We start from the raw sequence: 19,231 nt of genomic DNA, 5'->3' as shown, positions 1-19,231 counted from the left end.
GGGGACGATACCAGGGGGACGGTTCTTGTGGTTCTCTTTATCAACTGATGATATGTGTGGCCATGGGAACTGTCCCTGCGCCATCAATGCCTCCAAAGCAAAAGAGCTACAAGAACCGCCAATGTGGTACGTAGCCAGTAGAACCGTCCCTGTGGTGTCTTCGGGTATTAAGTCTCTCTTGTTTTCATATTTGTTTAATGGGGAATTTTTAAAGGGTGGGTACGGTGTGAAATATACAAAATCGATAATGATTGGACTCATTGTGCTGGTAATTGTGGTTGTGGGATTTGCTTCGGTAACTACTGTCGAATCTGGGAACAGGGGGGTGCTGGTGCAATTGGGAGCCGTTAAGCCGACCATTTTATCGGAGGGTCTTCATTTTAGGATACCATTCGTCCAATCGGTTCAACAGGTTGAGGTTCGTGTCCAGAAGGAAGAAAGTTCCCAGCATCCTCAAAGGATCTTCAAATGGTAACGACAAAGGTCGCTGTCAACTATTCAGTTGATCCCGAAGCGGTCAATAAGCTCTATCAGGAAATTGGAATGGATTACCGCACCCGCATTGTGGACCCTGCCATTGCTGAAGCACTGCAGCTAAAGAAACAAGAAGTCACCCCGGAATTAATTCAATTGAAACAAATCGAAGTCCAAGAAAAAGCCCTGGAAAAATGGGACGGACGCCTCCCGAGCGTCACCGGAGGTGCAACACCATTTATCGATGTTAACGGGCTTGAGAAGCAGTAGATTGTGGTGCCAGTCACACCCCGTATGCCGCCTATTGTTTGATTGAACCATGGGGACGGTTCTATTGGTACCCTCGTGCTTCTTATGGTGTGATTCTAAACTAAGAAAGACAGAATGGAAAGACAGTACACTCATTACGTACCGTCTTTTTTGCGTATAAGCTATTGGGAATTCAAGCACGGCAGTACCAAGGAAACTTTCCCTCTCATTTATGGGATTGTTAACATTCAAAGGCGCTACCTATCAATGATTGCCGCCGATTTAAACAAACGATTGTTAGGTTTTGATATGATTTTTAAATAAACGTTTATTTAGTTTTATTATGAACCGTTCCTAATGGCGCCATGAGAACCGTCCCCGTGGGGACGGTCCCCGTGGAGCCCTAAGAAAAACGCCTCTACGGTATGATTCCGCTGAGGCGTTTTTGATAAATAATCAGTTAAGTGCGTAGACGTTTCTTATCTTTGGCCGCGCCTTTAAGGTGGCTTCAATATAAGGATCGATTACCTCTTCAATATACTCTTCTCGATTATTGGATGCATAGATGAGCTTGAGTTTCTTCGGCAATTGTTTCTGGTCGAATACATAATCCATGATGAAATTGACTTCATCACGGTCGAGCTGGAGCTCTTCAATTGAAGCAACAAATACATCTTTTAATTGTTCATAGATGGCGACAGCATCATCTTCGATTACTTTATCCAGTACGGATTTGGAGACTTTTCCTCCAACCCAGCCTCCGACCATTCCTCCAACCAAGGTTCCAACCACAGGGACAACCGAACCCAAGGAAGCGCCAATGGCTGCACCGCCTACACCTGCGCCGGCGGTACTGATATTTTTAAATAATTGCTTTCCTGAAATTCTTCCTTCAATTGCATCATAGATATGCCCGCTAGACATTACAGCCGTTGTCACGGCAACGGTGACCACATTTCCTCTTAAAAATTTTGATAATTGATTGGTCGCAGCAACTCCGCTAATCGCTTTTTGGCTCGAGCCCCTTACAAATGTATTGACGATTTTGGCTGAGGCCTTTGACCCAAGCATCTTATTGGTCACAAAGTCTGTCATCGGGCGTAAGCTTTTTTCAACCGCTGTCCGGCCAAGCTGCTTTGTTACAATATGTTGTGCTAAGGATTGACCAAAGACCTTTGAACCACTTTTGACCGCATCCGAAACAGCTTCATCCAGATCTTCACCGCGCCAAATGCTTTGAGCAAGTGAAATCGAGACGGATATACCGAATGCCTGTGATGCTTGAATCACCCCTGTACTAGAATCATAGAGAAGGCCTTCAACGGTTCCTGCTTTGGCAATTCTCTGAGCGGTTTTATAGGATACATTTCCTTTTTTGATAATGTCCTTTGCACGTTCAGGGTCGGTAATCCCTAAATCCTTCATATCCCCACGCTGAATACGGTCCTGCATGCTTTTAATCGCATCATCATACTTATCCTTTGGAACTTCAATGGTCATGGGTTTTCCATCCGTTTGATAGCGGAATTTTCCATTTTCAAAGCATTCACTGATACATTTTCCGCCGGTCTTGCAATACTTCGTTTGAATCATTTCGCTGCCAATTCTGCGGTCAGCTCCATTTGGCTTATTGTCATCCCCAAGGAGTTCAGCATCTTTCCCTTGAATTCGATCCATGATGTGATTGGCTCGCTCTGCCGCAACACCATGTCCTTTTGAACCTAAAATACGAACATCATTTGCATAAGTAAGGGAAGTATTGTAGAGGGATTCCCCTAATAGATTGATATTCAAATAGTTGGCATCGAGGTGATCGTCAAATGAAATCTCTTCAGGTTTCATCGATGTTCCTCCATTTAGGCCGATAAAATAATTGGAGACTAAATGGATCGCATAAACGATCCGCTTTATTTCACAGTCGTCTTCTTGTAAATAAGCTTTCCTTAAGTCATTCCGAAGCTTAGAAAGCAAATCTTCCATGATCACTTTTACTTCCCAATAGGAGAACTCTCGCTCTTCAGGGTAAATCCAGTCCTTATTGGTCTCCAAAGAGATGACATAAAGGTATTGTTGAATCCTATAGTAGGCGAGGGATACGTCCTCATCCGCACCGGCAGTCTCTTTTTGGAAATAATCTGTCAGTGATGCCCCTTTAAAGGGATGTTTGTAAAAAGGAATAGCCTCGGGGCAAAATGTCTCTAACTGGAATGAGAGTTGAAAGAACTTTTCAAATCTAGGAACCTCTTGCACTTTATTCGCAATATAGTCGTGAATGGTTGATAGGTCGTTGTACAGCCCCAATGGATACCGATAATGGCACGCTATACATAGTGTTGCTGCATAGAGCTTCACTTTTTCTTCGTCTAAATCCTCTTCGCTTTCGTGAAGGAGATCAAGCTCATTTTCAAGTTCCCCAATGATGTTGACGAGAACATCTATGTATTTGTTAAATCGTAAATGATCGAAACTTATGGAAAAATCTTTCTCATCAATCTCTACGTTTTCCATATTTTCCTCTAGTAATTCTTTGAAAAAGAGAAAGGATTCTTTTTCAAGCTTGGATAGTTCGGTCTTTCTCTCCTCAAAATCAAGCGTATCCAACATGAATCGTGTTTCTATGTCCAAAGAATAGATTGGTAAACCAGGGGCTTCCGTCTTTGGAGCCGTTTCCATTTCGGTGGATGGATGTGTTTTTGAAGGAGTTTCGTCCGTCACCTGTTGGAATACGGGGGTTGGATGGGAAGGCTTTTGAGATGCTTCTTCTACCTCTCCTCCAAAGTGCTGTATCAAGGCTGCGAGCCCACCATTAAATCCGCGTCCGACCGCTGCCACTTTCCAAAAGGATTTGTAATAAATTTCTGATAGGATAATCGCCTTTTCGGTTTTAAAATCACTGGATTTTAGCGGATAGTTTAAGATAGGATGACCTTTAGCTGAGATGATAATCGATCCTTTTTCTATCATGGACATGCTGCCCTCTCCATCAATGGCCGCAGTAAATACGATATGCTGAATAGTGGAAGGAAGATTGGATAAATCAATCAGAAATTTACCGTTTCCGCTTTTATAGGAAAGAAGCTCGATTTCCTGATTAGGCGACTGGGTCTGATTATAGAAAATCATATAACGCTCATCTGATAGCAAATTCGCTTCACTGAGACCAAAACAAGCAATGTCGATTTCCGTTGAGGATTCAATATGTACTTCTACCTGCAGTTGGAAGTCGGGTGTATAGGTTGATAAAGTAACCTTTTCACCACGAATCATTTCTTTCATGAAATCTCTCACCTCAAGATGCTGGAAAATGGCCGGTAAGGGCGATTCTCTATATTTTAACAGTGCCTTTTGCTAAATATTATAAATTAGCATAACATAATAAAATTGGATTGGTGGGATAATGGTCGACAGCCTGAAGAGGAGAAGAACTGTCTCCATGATTATCATCTCCTTCCCGAAACGGAAAGAAGAGCCACAACCAACCACCCCAATAATATTTAAATCCCACTTCATTTTACCATTTTCTATTTAACTTAAAACCTATCAATCTTCGATAAAAATTGGTCATGACAAGCACCGAAATTAATGGAGAGGTTCCGAGGCATAAAAGATGGAGCCAGGGGGACGGTTCCGGTGGTAATATGCCATGAGTTTAATTAAACGTTTATTTAGCTACAAATTTTTTTCTAATTGTTTTTGGAAATGCATTGGCATGTATATTTGCGCTTTTAAATAAACGTTTGCTTTAATGACATCATTTATGGGATTGTTAACATTCAAGGCTCTACCTATCAATGATTGCCGCCGATTTAAACAAACGATTGGTAGGTTTTGATATGATTTTTAAATAAACGTTTATTTAGTTTTATTATGAACCGTTCCTAATGGTGCCATGAGAACCGTCCCGGTGGAGCCCTAAGAGAATACTGTTTCCCGTGACTGTGCATTTTGCTCAAATAATTCCTCGATGGAAACGACATGGTATCTTGCTCTTTGTTGCTGATATTCCTTAATATAGGTTTTAATTCGTTCTAGGTTGAGTGTTGAAGGTATTGCCATTCCTTGGTTCTTGAGATAGTACTTATCCAGCATGTCAGTAAATAATTTCTTCAGTAATGGGTTGTTCAGTTCTAACGTCTTGTCTAATAAAAGAAGTATGCGTTCTTCTTCAGTTAACAAGCCATGATACTTATGATTTAAAATGATGTCTTCAGAAATCGTGTATGCCTTCTGAAGAAAAGCTGCATCTCGCGGTTGATCCTCAACGTCAAACATAAATTGAATGAGCTGTAAGTATGTATATTTTTCTACCTCTTTGAGGTGAGGTAAATCCTCTATCGTGGCCACTTCCTCGTCTGTTATCGAGGTTGCATGATAATAATAACCAACCAAGTATTCGATAAACTTATAATTATAGATGGATTCGTTATACCCAAATAAGTTAAGGTGGGTCACAATTCTGGTGAAGTTGTATAATCGAATGAGGTCAAATAATTGATTAATGGAACGGTCTCCATCAAAAAGCCTAAAAATCTCAAACGTCCATTTAAACTGCTGCTCACTGCTCCGAAACAATTGGAAGTATTCATAGGAAATGTCATAAATACCATTTGGCTGCTTACGGTATAGGTAGGGGGAAGTTCCATACTTCTTCTTGATTTTTCTTCGAGTCTTTTTCGAATAATCGTAAATTACAGAGTCCTTTCCAAAAACCTCAGAAAATGCAAGCTGCGAATCACTATTATATGTATCGAAGTAACTGATGATATTGCTTGACAGTTTCTTGCTTGTTCTAGAACCTCCACTCATTTTGGTTAGAACATCCGCTTCTTGATGCTTAAAACTATCACTCTCATAATATAATCCTAGGAGTTCATCCTCATAAATCTGCTTTTTTACTCGCCAATTCTCGGAAATGATATAAGCAAAAAAGTAATAAATTGCAAATACTAGACTAACAGTGAGCAAAATAGATAATATTAGCCTAAAACTGGGGTTCTCAATAACTATAAAGAATAAAGAAAAGACGTTTATGATAGCAAATACAATCAGCATTTCATAAATTCTCATGGGACCCACAATTCTATATTTCTTTACAAGAAACCTTCCGTAATCGACCCCGATTATTTTTTTTAGTTTCCGCTAAAGATGTTAAACCAATCACTGTCATATTAATCGCAATAATAGAAATTAAGGTCGCAGTATCGAAAATGATGCCTTTAAGATCTATGAAACTCATCTTTTGAATCCTCCAAGGGGAAATTATACTGTCATATGGTACAAAATTTTATAGTTTATTAATCTCTACGCTACCATTATATGCTTTTCCTGCATCCTTACCTTCGTGAAACATGTTGCTACCACAAGTCGTGTAAATATTTGCTATCTCCTGGTGACCAAAGTAATTAAGGATATTATTTGCAGAGGATAATAAATGTTCTTTTGCTTCCTCGTTAAATTCATATATGACTTTATTCAACTGATCATATTTAGTGTTGTATTTACTTAAGAACCCTATAATCCACCCATAGGAAAACATAACTATAATATAGTGGTTTAAAAACCAAACATTAAACTCAAAATCATTTCTCATTTCTTCAATGATAGAGCTGGGCAAATTTATAGACCCTATTTCATAAGATAGAAAGTAATCCACGTATACTGGATAAGAGGTATTGAAATCCCTTTCTATTTGTTCAGCAATAAGAATTTTATTATAGCGATTACCCAAATGAAGCGACTCTAGTAATTTTCTTATAAATTCCATGATACTTTCCCCCTTTTTGTCTATTATATAGTATATTGGAAATAGTCTGTTTTTACTAACTATTAAAATACCCTGAGGTGAAACTATGTACGATTTAAATTCCATCAGAGAGATTACTAAAGAGTTTTTTTCCATCTATGAAGTAGAAGAAATTTCACCAGATATGTTTGGTACATACGTCACAATGAAAAATGTCATTATGGTGCTTGACCAGGAGGAAGTATATTTTATTCCAGAGATATTCGCTAGTGATAGTCCTGGTGTTGATGCTAAGGAAATGTATCCAGTGTGGATACATGAACAAACGAAAGAATTGAAAGTTGATTATTCTAATCCAATAACGATTGATTCAAAATTAAAGTTGCCATTAGCCTTTGCCGTGCTTATTTACTTTCAAGATAATGCAAAAGGGGTTAGACAAAAAACTTTTCTAAACTTATTTAAAGAAAAGTTACTTGCAACTGTTAATCAGAAATAAAAATAGATCTATCCACACAAAAAGCCGTGTAATGCGGCTTTTTTGTGTGACAGGCAATAGCATAGAGGAAAAAAAAGGAATGTACATAAGTAAGGATGAGGGTGTTCTGATTCTGACCGTGAGTTTAAGGATACCTCTATCAAGCTCTATTAGCCAAGGGGACGGTTCTAGTGGTAACCCAAAGGCAGGTGCCAAAGAAAGGGGCCTGCTGGCCAGCGAAGAGAGTCGTCCTCCTGTCCATTGAAGATTGCTTGGTTGTTTGGGTGAATAGAAACTAGCAGCTGAATTTATGAGGTGACCATTTCCAAAAATTTTTCCACTCTAAGACAAGGTGATAATCCATTTATAATTTGATTCTAATTACTTTTAAGTCCCTATTTTTCTTTTGGCCTAATTTTATCCATCGCTTTGATGGCCTTCTGAACTTCTTTATCCATTTCGGCAGCAATCCTTGCTTTTTCCGCTTGATTATTTTCCAGTTTCATATCTTCAATGAGTTTGTCAGCATATTGCTGTAATTCGAGTATTCGCCTTTGCTTTTCCTCTTGAGTATACTGATCCAGAAGTTGTGCGGAGTCCGCTAATTCTGTTTGCAGTTCTTCTTTTAAACGCAGCTTTTGCTGCTCTTCTTCGGCTGCTATGGCCTTTTCAATGGAGCTAACCGAGTCTTGTCCCTTTTTATTAAACCAATTGGTTAAAAGAGAATTGATATCTTGATCGGCAAAAGCGACTCCGATATGGCCAACCATCACAGCACTTAAAAGCAGAACTCCAATCAGAAGCTTGAGGCTAAAACGAATTCTTTTTTTATCTTGATCTTTCCTTGTCATGATGAACACCCTCCTGTTTTTAATTAGGGCCCAGCGGGAAAGAGGGCCCTAATCGTTGTTATCATTATTGGTTTATATTATCTATAACGGTTGCCTCAAGGTTTGCTTTGGCATTTTCTACACGTTGTCGGGCTTCGTCTGAAATATACTTCTGTTGGGCTGCTACTAATTCGTCTTTCTTCTGAGAAATCAGTGTTCGCAGTTCTTGAATTTTCGAATCAATGGCGTCTTTAATTTCTTGTGTCGTTGCGGCGGATTCGGAATCTAATTGTTTTTGCAAGTCAGCCTTTGCATAATAGATAGCATCCTCCAAGGATCTAATCGCATCAAATTCAGCTGATGCTAATTGTGAGTTCATATCAACGTAAGCATCCCATCCCTTGCTTTCCGTATGACTTTTTAAATTGTCGTAGGCATTGGTATATGCCTGGTCGGCGGTGCTGTTAAAAGTATTTTGAGCAGAAAGGGAAATGGCATCAAATTGGTCATCCATGTACCCTAAAATCTCCGTCTTTTTGTCATTTAATGCTTTAAGATGTTTGTTTTTCTCGGCAGCGATTTCATTCTTTGCTGTTTTGGTCTCATTTGTTTTCGTCGCGTTTATGCTGTTGGTTGCCTCGGTTTTTAATCCATTTGTCTCATTAGTAAATGCCTCAAGGCTGGCATTACCGTAGTTTGTGGCGCCTTCTTGAACGGAAGCAGATGATTGACTAAACTTTCCGTCATACCAAGTCTTTAAAACAGCACCAGCATCGGTATCAGCAAATGCCGCTCCAACACCTGATACTAAACCTACTGCGATGACACCTGTTAGAACTTTTGCTTTAATTGATTTCATGGTAAAATTCATCCTCTCAATCATTCTTCATATTTTCTGTAGATCCATTTTGTTCTACCAGTAACTCTGCTAGAATAGCCTCAACATCCTGAGAAGCTTGTGCTTCCGCCCTAGATTTTGTCTGCTCTTTATATAGCTGCATATCGTGTTGAGATTGCTGTTTGAGATTTTCTGTGGTGGTTTGCAACTGCTGGATATATTGATCATGATGCGCTTCAATTGTTTTTTGATAATCGGTAGTCAATTCTACTTGATAACCGATTAACTGGTCTTCGGCATCTTGTGAGGCCTTTTGAAAATCGGTAAGGATTTCCTCAAATGAAGAGGTGATATGGTTCGCAGCCTCGTTTTCTATTTTGTTGCTTTGTTCTAATAAGGATTGTTGGAACCAAGTGTAAATGGCTGCCCCAGCATCAGAAAAAGCATATGTAGTTCCTGCCCCTAACAGTATGAATCCTAAAAGAAATCCCACAGCGATTCTCTTCATTTTCACCACCTCGTTGTTCAATATAGTGAACCATTATGTTCATTATATAATTCGTAAGTATAGAAATAAAATCTTAAATATCGCCAAATAAGCTTAAAATAACTAAATATTGACCGTAAACTTCCAAATATCTCCTTCTAACTCACTTTTTCGTTCGATATAATGAACAAAAAAGGTAACCAAGGGGACGGTTCTGGTGGTACACTAAGAGGCAGACCCGTGCCTGTTTTTTGTGGATTTTTGGTTAAAAAATGCACGTTATAGAAACAATTTTTCTACTTATTTAGCGGCATAGAGTGTATATAATCATGGGTTTTGAGAAACAGTTTTTTTGGAGACTTCTCTTGAGGTACTTAGAGATGTTCCGAAAGGCATTGTGCGGGAGACCGTAGCAGTTATTTTTTCAAAAAACGTTCTGGGGGAGCCAAGGGGGACGGTTCCTCTGGCATTCATAATAGGATGTAAAGGGATTTAAATTAGAGGAACAGCACCAGTTCCGAGGCATAAAAAATATGTGAAGTGTTCTAGGGGGCACCATGAGAACCGTCCCCCCGGAGCCCATTAATGAAAAAGCGATTTGAAAAAACCAGATTTTTTTCGAATCGGTTTTAAGGTTTTCGGATCAAACCCATGCTTTATTAGGACCTTATCTGCAAGGTGAGTATAGGCATGTTCTAAAGTAGGGAAAATCTCTAATTCTGTGTACGGGTCATAATCAATTTCAATACCGAAATATAAATGGCAGTCGATCAATATTAAACCAAACTTTTCTTGGTCGTGATTAAAAAATTCGTTCGTGTTGCCTTTCCAATTGATTTTAAATGGATCAATACCTTCTAGGTGTTCTTCGATTATAACGGCAAATGTTGCCAAGACATCTTCTAAGATTTCCTGTCCATTTTTATATTTCGTATTAGCATTTACTTCCGATGCCGCTTTGCGGTATACGTCTGCTATGTCGGAAGCAGGGTTAGAATCTGCTGTGTGGTCTATGTCAGTTGGAATGGAATCATCTTCAGATTCCGATGAAGCATCGCTTCGACGGAAATCTTTATAAGAATCTGCTATACTTTCGAAGAGTTGATTCCTTTCGGGATCGTCAGAAAGTTCATGGTTGAGTTTGGCTGCTTTTTGATACCATGCCAATGCCTCTTCGTGTCCAAGTTCTGCTGCCTTTTCAAACATGTATAGCGCTTGATCTAGATTGGTCTCTGTTCCTCTGCCTTCCAGGCACATGATGCCTAATCGGAACATGGCTTCCACATTTTCTAGATTTGTTGCCCTCCAGTACATTTGGAATGCTGTTTTTTCATTTTGCTTAATGTATTTTCCTTCTTCGTAAATAACGCCTAAATATAAATAGGCTTCAGCACGATTGTGTTTTTCTGCCGCCTCGTTAAACCAATAGATCGTTTTAAGAATATTTACATCGGTTCCCTCGCCATTTTGATACATCTTTCCTAGTAGGATTTGGGCTTCAGGATGACCTTTTTCCGCTGCTTTTGTTAAATATTCAAAGGCCTTCTTATGGTCCTTTTTCTCGTCCGTTCTGTAATAATAAAAAGAACCAACTTCAAATAGAGAATTCATATGTTCTCCTTCAGAGGCTATTTCAAACCATTTGTAGGCTTCTTCAAGATTCGAGTGTACTCCATAGCCTTCCTTAAAAGCTATTCCCAATTGATATTGTGCTTCGGTGTGGCCGTGCTCTGCAGCATTAGAATAATGAACCAATGCGGTAATGAAATCTCCCTGTTGTTTGGCATTCTCCCCTAATTGGAACTCCTTTTCAACGGCAGGTTCTGCCTTGCTATCGGTATTTTCTACATTCACGCTAGAATCTAGCGGACTTCCATAACGCTCCAGGTACCAGTTTATGATATCTGCTAAACAATCTAATGCGCGTACAGCATCCTTATCCTCTACTGTACCATTGATACTATGAGATCCCATGTTTCCCATTTCTCTCACATAATGCATATTTTTCAGGATTCTTGTTTCAATTTTTATGGCAGATTGAAGTTTATTTAGCATAATATTTCATCGCCATTTCACCGGCCTCAATATCATTCGAACCTATATAACATTGCATTTTGACTGTATCTACAACTGTATTAATTCCAATCACGGGAATCCCTGCTTGTGTGGCTAAATCTACACCTAGTGATCCTGCTTTAAAGTCAATCGGATTTAAAATTAGCACATCCACCTTTTTGGAAATTAATTGTCTTATTTGTTCCAATTGTTGTGCAGCATTATTTTCAGAGCTATAGGTCAATAATCGAATTCCCTCGGTTTCCGCGTTTTGCACCATGATATTTTTTATCGTTGTAGGAAACTCAAAGTCTCCTAAAAAGGTTGCTCCCACTAAGATGTCCGATTCAAGTATAGGATTGGCAGTTTTCTTGTCTTTTACAACCTCTTCAGGATTTGATGGAGTATTACAACTTCCCAAAACAAAAAAGAGAAAAAATAGTAGTAGGATCGGTCCTTTTTTTACCATACGCTGCACCTTTAGATAAAATGTGACTTTTTTTGATACGAAAAAATATAAATAAATATTCCGATTTTTATCAATATTATTATAACTCATAACTTATTAAAATCTAAATAGGAGTTAGAGAAACAATGATGGAGGGGGGATTTGATGGAGAAGAAAGCTGAATACATCCTTGGAATGAAAGGGATTACAAAAACATTCCCTGGTGTCAATGCTTTAAGTAATGTCGAATTAAAGATTAAGCCGGGAACAGTCCATGCATTAATGGGTGAGAACGGTGCCGGAAAGTCTACCTTAATGAAAATATTAATAGGCATGTATCCGGAGTATGAAGGGGAGATTTTTTATAACGGAAACAAGGTGCAGTTTAAAGATATTAAGCAGGCTCTAGATATAGGAATTTCGATGATTCACCAGGAATTGACTTCCATTGAACATATGACGATTGCCGAAAATATTTTTCTGGGAAAAGAACCCGCCTTCAAAAAGGTTTGGATTAATGAAAAAGCAATGATTGGAAAAACGAAAGAGTTATTGGACCGAGTAGGATTAAATTTGGATCCTAAGACCTTAATGAAGAACTTAAGCGTGTCTGAAAAACAAATGGTAGAAATTGCAAAGGCGATTTCATATGACTCGAAAGTCATTATTATGGATGAACCAACATCAGCGATCACAGACCGGGAAGTTGACCAATTATTTACGATTATTCATGAACTAAAAAAGAATGATGTTGCCATTATCTATATTTCACACAAAATGGACGAAATCTTTAAAATCTCGGATGAAATAACCGTCCTTCGTGATGGTAAGTATATTGGGACCTACAAAACGGAACAACTTACGATTGATCAACTGGTTGCTCAAATGGTAGGGCGAGAACTTACCGACCTATTCCCTCAGAAAAAGAAGGTTTTGGGTGAGGAAGTTCTTCGTGTTAAGGGGCTAAAGAAAGCAAACGCTTACAGAGATATTTCCTTCCATGTTCGCAGTGGAGAAATTGTGGGGATTGCTGGCCTAATGGGGGCAGGGCGAACGGAAGTCGTCAACAGTATCTTTGGATTAGAATCGTATGATGAGGGTGAAATTGAATTCAAAGGCAAGCAGGTCAAGATTAAATCACCTGCGGATGCTATTAATTTAGGCATTAGTTTAGTCAGTGAGGATCGAAAAAGATTTGGTCTCGTTTTACCTTTATCGGTAAGAGAAAATATGACATTACCAAATTTACATTTGATTTCAGGTTTTTCCCAACTAGTTTCTAAGCGAAAAGAAAAAAATATCGTCAATGAGATGATTCAGGAATTATCGATCAAAACCCCGACTGGTGAACAGTTGGTTAAGAATTTAAGTGGTGGAAATCAGCAGAAAATTGTCATTGCCAAATCATTATTGAGAGACCCCGATGTCATCATCTTAGATGAACCAACAAGGGGGATTGATATTGGGGCCAAATCAGAAATCTATCATTTGATTTCTGAACTGGCAGAAGCGGGAAAAGCCGTCATCGTGGTTTCATCTGAATTGCCTGAAATTCTCGGGTTGAGCGACAGAATCCTTGTATTACACGAAGGAAGATTAACGGGCGAGTTATCGAAAGAAGAAGCGGATCAGGAGAAAATTATGAGGCTTGCCGTTGGAGGATAAAATTGTAAATAGGAGTGAAACAATGGACAACCTAAAGGTTCAAACGAATGAAAGTGGACATGGGGCACCACTAAAAAAAACCTTTAAAGTAAATGGAAATTTATTAAAAACATACGGATTGGTCATAGCCTTACTTCTAGTATGTGCGATTTTTTCAGCTCTTTCACCTGTTTTTCTACAGCCTACAAATCTGATGAATATTTTGAATCAGGTGGCCATTAATTCCATTCTAGCTATCGGGGTTACGTTTGTTATTTTGATTGGCGGAATTGACCTAGGGCTGGGATCTTATGTTGCCATAACAGGATGCTTGGCTGCTTTATTTGCCCATCCGAATACGTATCCGGTGATTGTCCCCATTTTATTAGCTGTCCTTGGCGGGGTATTGATCGGGGCCGTCAACGGTTTCTTTGTCACAAAAGCAAAATTGGCTCCCTTTATCGTCACTTTAGGAATGATGACCATTGCCCGAGGGGGAGCACTTGTCGTAAGTGAAGGAAGACCAATCTCCAACCTGTCTTATTCCTTTAATTTAATCGGGGGCGGTGCTCTTTTCGGGATTCCGATTCCAGTCATTATTCTTGCTGCTGTCTTTATCATTTCCTTCATTGTACTCAAGAAGACCAAATATGGCAGATATATCTATGCCATTGGGGGAAATGAGGAAGCCTCCCGTGCCTCTGGGATTCAGGTGAACAAAGTCATTCTATCGAGCTACATCATTTGCGGAGCATTGGCAGGATTAGCTGGGCTAATACAAGCATCCAGGATTACAACAGGACAACCGAATGTCGGGGTCGGCTATGAATTAGATGCCATCGCTGCCGTTGTTATTGGCGGCACGAGTCTCATGGGTGGTGTCGGTACTGTTACGGGGACCGTGCTAGGTGCATTAATAATTGGAGTCATTAATAATGGTTTGGATCTCCTTAATGTATCTTCCTACTATCAACAGATTATTAAAGGAATGATCATCATAGGGGCCTTACTAATTGATCGAAAGAAAACCAAATAATCGGGATATAAATTTATATTTATATAAAAAAATAAGTGAATAAGAGGTGGGGAAAGTGAAGAAGTTCACCAGTGTCATATCCGTTTTATTAGTTTTTCTTCTCATTGCAGGTTGCGGAATGCAGACAACAGGAACAGCTAAAAAAGACGATAAGAAGAAAGATGATCAGATTGTGATTGGCGTTTCTTTATTAAATCTTGGCAATGAATTTATTGTTCAAATCAAAAATGGAATTGAGAAAAAAGCCAAGGAATTGGGAGTAAAAGTCATCATCAATGATGCTCAGAAAAGCGCCGACAAGCAGCTTCAACAGGTTGATAGCTTTATTGCCCAAGGGGTAGATGCCATAGTCGTGAATCCTGTTGAAACAGAGGCCTCTTCTCCAGCAGTGGAAAAGGCCAAAGCAGCAGGAATTCCCGTCATCAATGTTAATGGTGTGACAACGGCTGAACCTGATGCATTCGTTGGATCGAAGGATGAGGAATCTGCAGAAATTGCGATCAAATTCCTTGCCGAAAAGCTGAATGGAAAAGGAAATATCGTCATGATGCATGGCTATCCCGGTCAGGCAGCTGAAATTAAGAGAACCGACGGTGCAAAGAATATCTTGAAAAATTATCCGGATATGAAACTAATTGCTGAGCAAACAGCCAATTGGTCGAGAGACGAAGCCCTTTCCTTAATGGAAAACTGGCTGCAAGCGAACAAAGGAAAAATAAATGCGGTATTTGCACAAAACGATGAGATGGGCATGGGGGCCTTGCAGGCTCTGGAAAAGGCCGGGGTGAAGAAAGATATTGTATTGATTAGTATTGATGCCATTGCCGATGCCCTTCAGGCTGTTAAAGATGGAAGATTGGATGCAACGGTTTTCCAGAATGCGAATGGACAAGGTGGAGGAGCCATTGAAACCGCTTTGAAGATTATCAAAAAAGAAGACTATGAAAAAGAAACCTATATTCCTTTTGAACTAGTAACAAAAGAAAATGTGGATAAATACTTAAAATAATATGATTGGAGGGAGGATTAAAATGAGTAATCGAAAAGAAGGATCGACAGTTTGGTATATTCCGGATGGGTTTATCCCGGTAAAAAGCTCGGGTAATTTGGAAAGCCACGAAGCCATCTGTGTTTTAAATTGCAATGAGCAAGATGCTGAAACCCAAGTAACGGTTTATTTTGAGGATCAGGAACCGATAGAAAATATTCAGGTTTTGGTGCAGGGAAAAAGAACAAAACATATTCGTACGGATTGGCTTGACGGTAGCGGCAGGAAAATTCCCAAAGGTGTGCCTTACGCACTCCGGCTTGAAAGTAATCTGCCAGTGATTGTGCAATTCAGCAGAATGGATGCTACTCAGGCTGAAAATACACTAATGACAACTATGGCTTATCCAGCAGAACAATAAAATAAATTTTTACAGGAAGGGTTCAGCTTTTCCAATTGAATGATTAGTATAATAGAACTATATTTTCTAATTAATGGAGTTGGAAAGAATGAACCCTGTATTTCATTATCTAGCCAGACGTTTTACCAATAAAAGTATCCAGAATCAACTTCTTCTGACCTATACTTTGGTGATTCTTGTGCCAATCCTTTTATTCGCGGTCTTTTCTTATGTCACATCCTCCAGAATCATTACCAAAGAAGTGAATCAAAGTAATGTGCAGTTGATAGAAGGGATTAAAAAGAACATTGGTCTTTATTTAAAAAGGCTGGATAATGACTCCAAGGTCTTTTCAGCAAGAGTCATCAATAATAACATCGATTTAAGTCCTGAAAAGTCATTAAGTAATGTCGACTTTTTAGAAAATAATAAAGAGATTACTGACTATTTAAATAGCACATTTGATTCTACAAAAGATTACTACAATATTAGAATCTTTTCAGACAAAGGAGACTTTATCACTAGTGCCTATAATCGGAAAGATTATCGGTTAATTTCTTACAATTCACCTGAAGAAAAGATATGGAATCAAAGGATGCTCCGTAATGATCAAGAAGAGTTGATTTATGACGTTCACCGGCTTGAACAAGGAGGAAAGTTGAGTTTCGTTGCCTCCAAACCGGTCATCAATCAATTTAACCATAAAAGGATTGGGTATATTTCTTTTGATAAAACGCTTGAATCGTTTGGCAGCATTTTTCGCCAATTTGAAAATCGAAAAGGCAGTGTTGTCCAAGTCATAAATGCCGATCATACGGTCCTTTACCATACCAATTCTTCACGCATTGGAACAAATGTAAATCCTCATTTACTTAGTAGGGTTTTAAAGTCAAAGGAAAGTAGTTTCACAGCAAAAGTGGATGGGGAAAAACTTCTTATCGTATCATCGAAACTTAATGACCAGGGGCTTCTGATCATAGGCTCTGTTCAACAGAAATATCTTTCGAACCAATTACAGTCTTTAAAGTATTTTACTTTCATTATAGGTATTACGGCTTTAATGGTCGTGTTTATTTTATCGATTATTCTCTCGATTCGAATATCAAGGCCAATAAAAAAACTGAGTGAAATCATGAGTGTGGTGGAGAAAGGGAATTTGGAAGTTGATATGAATGTTCCAAAAGCAAATGTCGAAACGGAAGTTCTAAAAAGAAGTTTTCAATCGATGTTAGATAAGATCAAAGAGCTGATTCGAACGCAATACGAATCAGAAATCAATCGTAAGAATGCCGAGTTAAAGGCTCTCCTCATGCAAATCAATCCTCATTTTCTCTATAACACGCTTGAGGTCATTGAAGGGATTGCGGATGATAAAGGCGTATATGAAATTTCCGACATCTCTCAGTCATTAAGTAAAATGCTGCGATATAGCATTGATTTGAAACAAGAAAAAGTAAAGCTTCAATATGAAATACAAAATTGTTTAGATTTTTTCCTTATTTTAAAAAGCAGGTTTGAGGATCAATTAATCATTGAGCATGAAATAGAACCTGATGTTGTAAATTTCATGATTGTGAAAATGGTCTTACAGCCGTTGGTGGAAAACTCTATTAAACACGGGGTTGAAAAAAAGTTCGGGCAAGGATTCATTCGATTAACCATTAAAAAAGAGGCAGAGAATGTAGTCCTTGCATTGGAAGACAATGGGGTAGGGTTTGCTGAAGAAAAGCTAAGGGAATTTCAACAGTTTAGGAAACAGCAAGATGTGGTGAGCTACTTCCCATCCAATACGAAAAGCTTAGGACTGAAAAATGTCTACGCAAGACTAAGAATGGTCTATGGAGAACAATTATATTTTGCTATTGATAGTGTTTCGGGTCAGGGAACCTTGATCACGATTAAGTTTCCAGCACTTGAATCGGGAGGTGGACATGATGGATGAAAGCATGACAACTCTAATCGTGGTAGAAGATGAGATTGCTGTGAGGAGAAGTATTATCGGAAAAATTCGTCGCGAAAACTTACCTTTAACCATTCAAGGTGAATATCAAAATGCGGAAGATGCCTATGTACAGATCAAGACGGAACCTCCTGATATCGTCCTCCTGGATATGAGAATGCCTGGAATGGGCGGTATGAAGTTTCTTGACATACTAAATAGTGAATTTCCTGACATCCAGGTAATTGTGCTAAGCGGGTATTCTGAATTCGCATACGTGCAAAAGGCTGTAAAATGCGGGGCAAAGGACTACTTGTTAAAACCTATCGTTCGCGAAGAATTAAGGAGCGCTCTTTGGAAAGCGATTACAAGTTCAAAAGAATTGAGTAGAAAAAGAGTAGAGGAGAAAAAAGCCGATTCCTATATTAAATCTAGTCTTCCACTATTTAAGGCAGACATGGTAAATCGGTTGATTCAGGATGTTGATCTGACAGAATCGGACTATCAAAAACTACTTATTCCAATTGGTGATTATCCTAAATACCAGTTCTTTCTATTCATTAATGGTCGAGTTATTAATTACAACCATGTAAAAAATAAAAGCTTAACCAGTGAAATCCAAGACATGCTTGAAGAATCATTGGGAAAGCCAAGTTTCCTCTCAAACTTAATTGACCCAAGTACTAAGGAGCAGTTCCAATGCATCTTTGGTTTTCGAGAAGAAGTGGATGAGGATCGAATGCTGGAGTTTAAAGCGACGCTAAACACAGCCGTACAGCGTTTGGCTGAAACCAAGAAGGTCAAACTTCAGCTTTTCATTAGTCGTAGCTATCAGAATATTTTGGATACTAGAAAAGAATATTTGAAATCCCTGTATTCTTCCTTGTTTGTTGAAGAAGAGTCAACGCTCATTTTTTTCGATGAACTAGAAGATAAGGATTCAAGTTATATGTATGATTCCAATGAGTTAGAAGATTTGATTCGCTATATTAAGAATTACAATCGTAAGAATTTGGTAGCGGCGGTCAACGGATTATTTGAGCGTAAGGATTACGATCATGACAGACTTCTTTTTTCGCAAAGACTATCAATTGAAATTTTGACATTCATCGTAAAAACTCACGATTTTAAAAACGTCCGTCTTCCTGAAGACATTGGCTATAGCTTCTTTGAAACGATCAGATCTTTTCAAAGTGTAGAGGATATAAAATACAGCCTCCTTTCCACGCTTTTTGATATTGCAGAGAGGATTTCAAAAAAACAAAATAACCAATGTACTAGTCTTGTCCTTGAAGCGAAAAGGATGATCGATGAAAGGTTTCAAGAAGAGATTACGCTGGAGTCCATATCCAATAAACTTAATATCAATAAGTCCTATTTTAGTGAGTTATTTAAAGCGGAGATTGGATTGAACTTTAATAAATATTTGAATAAGGTCCGAATAGACAAGGCAAAGGAATTACTGGTGGTTCATGATATGAACGCGACAAAAATCTCGGAATTAGTTGGGTACAAGGATCCCGTTTATTTTTCCATAGTGTTTAAGAAGTTTACCGGATTGCCTCCCGGAGAATTTAAACAAAAAAATCAAAAATCGATTATCTAAAATGAGAAAGGGTTGA

The 19,231-nt window shown here is 38.7% G+C and carries 16 protein-coding genes and 1 pseudogene; 9 read left to right on the top strand and 8 right to left on the bottom strand.

Annotated elements, in window-relative coordinates:
- The first annotated feature begins 247 nt into the window (after positions 1 to 247).
- A pseudogene (locus BN2425_RS22350) lies at positions 248 to 744 on the top strand (SPFH domain-containing protein).
- Positions 745 to 1,179: 435 nt separating this feature from the next.
- On the opposite strand, the gene BN2425_RS17890 reads toward BN2425_RS22350, so the two are convergent.
- The 3 genes from BN2425_RS17890 to BN2425_RS17880 form a co-directional block, all read right to left on the bottom strand.
- Complete coding sequence (locus tag BN2425_RS17890; protein ID WP_052352943.1) at positions 1,180 to 3,999, bottom strand: TerD family protein; 2,820 nt, start codon at positions 3,997 to 3,999, stop codon at positions 1,180 to 1,182.
- A gap of 636 nt (positions 4,000 to 4,635) precedes the next feature.
- A complete protein-coding gene (locus BN2425_RS17885) occupies positions 4,636 to 5,790 on the bottom strand; it encodes a hypothetical protein (protein WP_154663538.1) in 1,155 nt (384 codons plus the stop codon).
- Between the two features lie 217 nt (positions 5,791 to 6,007).
- Complete coding sequence (locus tag BN2425_RS17880) at positions 6,008 to 6,487, bottom strand: hypothetical protein (RefSeq protein ID WP_042462236.1); 480 nt, start codon at positions 6,485 to 6,487, stop codon at positions 6,008 to 6,010.
- Positions 6,488 to 6,572: 85 nt separating this feature from the next.
- Here BN2425_RS17880 and BN2425_RS17875 point away from each other — a divergent pair, with 85 nt between their 5' ends.
- On the top strand, positions 6,573 to 6,965 hold the full coding sequence (locus BN2425_RS17875) for a hypothetical protein (protein ID WP_042462234.1): 393 nt from the start codon (positions 6,573 to 6,575) through the stop codon (positions 6,963 to 6,965).
- 79 nt (positions 6,966 to 7,044) lie between these two features.
- Entirely contained in the window at positions 7,045 to 7,209 is a 165-nt protein-coding gene (locus tag BN2425_RS22595) for a hypothetical protein (protein WP_154663537.1), read from the top strand.
- Positions 7,210 to 7,339: 130 nt separating this feature from the next.
- Here BN2425_RS22595 and BN2425_RS17870 read toward each other — a convergent pair whose 3' ends face one another.
- The 5 genes from BN2425_RS17870 to BN2425_RS17850 all read right to left on the bottom strand — a co-directional run bounded on the left by BN2425_RS17870 (position 7,340) and on the right by BN2425_RS17850 (position 11,623).
- On the bottom strand, positions 7,340 to 7,795 hold the full coding sequence (locus BN2425_RS17870) for a hypothetical protein (RefSeq protein WP_042462232.1): 456 nt from the start codon (positions 7,793 to 7,795) through the stop codon (positions 7,340 to 7,342).
- 64 nt (positions 7,796 to 7,859) lie between these two features.
- A complete protein-coding gene (locus BN2425_RS17865) occupies positions 7,860 to 8,633 on the bottom strand; it encodes a hypothetical protein (RefSeq protein ID WP_042462230.1) in 774 nt (257 codons plus the stop codon).
- A 16-nt stretch (positions 8,634 to 8,649) separates the two neighbouring features.
- Positions 8,650 to 9,120, bottom strand: coding sequence for a hypothetical protein (locus BN2425_RS17860; RefSeq protein ID WP_042462228.1), 471 nt, complete (start codon positions 9,118 to 9,120; stop codon positions 8,650 to 8,652).
- A gap of 561 nt (positions 9,121 to 9,681) precedes the next feature.
- Positions 9,682 to 11,154 (bottom strand): tetratricopeptide repeat protein, encoded by a 1,473-nt coding sequence (locus tag BN2425_RS17855; RefSeq protein WP_042462226.1) that lies wholly within the window; start codon positions 11,152 to 11,154, stop codon positions 9,682 to 9,684.
- Positions 11,144 to 11,623 (bottom strand): sugar ABC transporter substrate-binding protein, encoded by a 480-nt coding sequence (locus BN2425_RS17850; RefSeq protein ID WP_052352942.1) that lies wholly within the window; start codon positions 11,621 to 11,623, stop codon positions 11,144 to 11,146. Before BN2425_RS17850 ends, BN2425_RS17855 begins: the two co-directional genes overlap by 11 nt.
- Before the next feature lie 144 nt (positions 11,624 to 11,767).
- On the opposite strand from BN2425_RS17850, the gene BN2425_RS17845 reads away from it, so the two are divergent.
- The 6 genes from BN2425_RS17845 to BN2425_RS17820 all read left to right on the top strand — a co-directional run bounded on the left by BN2425_RS17845 (position 11,768) and on the right by BN2425_RS17820 (position 19,215).
- Positions 11,768 to 13,267: a sugar ABC transporter ATP-binding protein gene (locus BN2425_RS17845; protein WP_042462224.1), complete on the top strand. Its 1,500-nt coding sequence runs from the start codon at positions 11,768 to 11,770 to the stop codon at positions 13,265 to 13,267.
- Positions 13,268 to 13,289: 22 nt separating this feature from the next.
- On the top strand, positions 13,290 to 14,282 hold the full coding sequence (locus BN2425_RS17840) for an ABC transporter permease (protein ID WP_042462312.1): 993 nt from the start codon (positions 13,290 to 13,292) through the stop codon (positions 14,280 to 14,282).
- 55 nt (positions 14,283 to 14,337) lie between these two features.
- A complete protein-coding gene (locus BN2425_RS17835) occupies positions 14,338 to 15,291 on the top strand; it encodes a sugar ABC transporter substrate-binding protein (RefSeq protein WP_042462222.1) in 954 nt (317 codons plus the stop codon).
- Positions 15,292 to 15,313: 22 nt separating this feature from the next.
- Complete coding sequence (locus BN2425_RS17830) at positions 15,314 to 15,691, top strand: sensory rhodopsin transducer (protein WP_042462220.1); 378 nt, start codon at positions 15,314 to 15,316, stop codon at positions 15,689 to 15,691.
- An 88-nt stretch (positions 15,692 to 15,779) separates the two neighbouring features.
- On the top strand, positions 15,780 to 17,612 hold the full coding sequence (locus tag BN2425_RS17825; protein ID WP_042462218.1) for a cache domain-containing sensor histidine kinase: 1,833 nt from the start codon (positions 15,780 to 15,782) through the stop codon (positions 17,610 to 17,612).
- On the top strand, positions 17,605 to 19,215 hold the full coding sequence (locus BN2425_RS17820; RefSeq protein ID WP_042462216.1) for a response regulator transcription factor: 1,611 nt from the start codon (positions 17,605 to 17,607) through the stop codon (positions 19,213 to 19,215). The genes BN2425_RS17825 and BN2425_RS17820 overlap by 8 nt, the downstream gene beginning before the upstream one ends.
- Positions 19,216 to 19,231 lie beyond the last annotated feature (16 nt).

Source organism: Neobacillus dielmonensis (assembly GCF_000612665.1).
Classification (GTDB): domain Bacteria; phylum Bacillota; class Bacilli; order Bacillales; family Cytobacillaceae; genus Neobacillus; species Neobacillus dielmonensis.
Note: the sequence above shows the minus strand (reverse complement) of the source record. Positions and strands in the feature narration are given on the sequence as shown.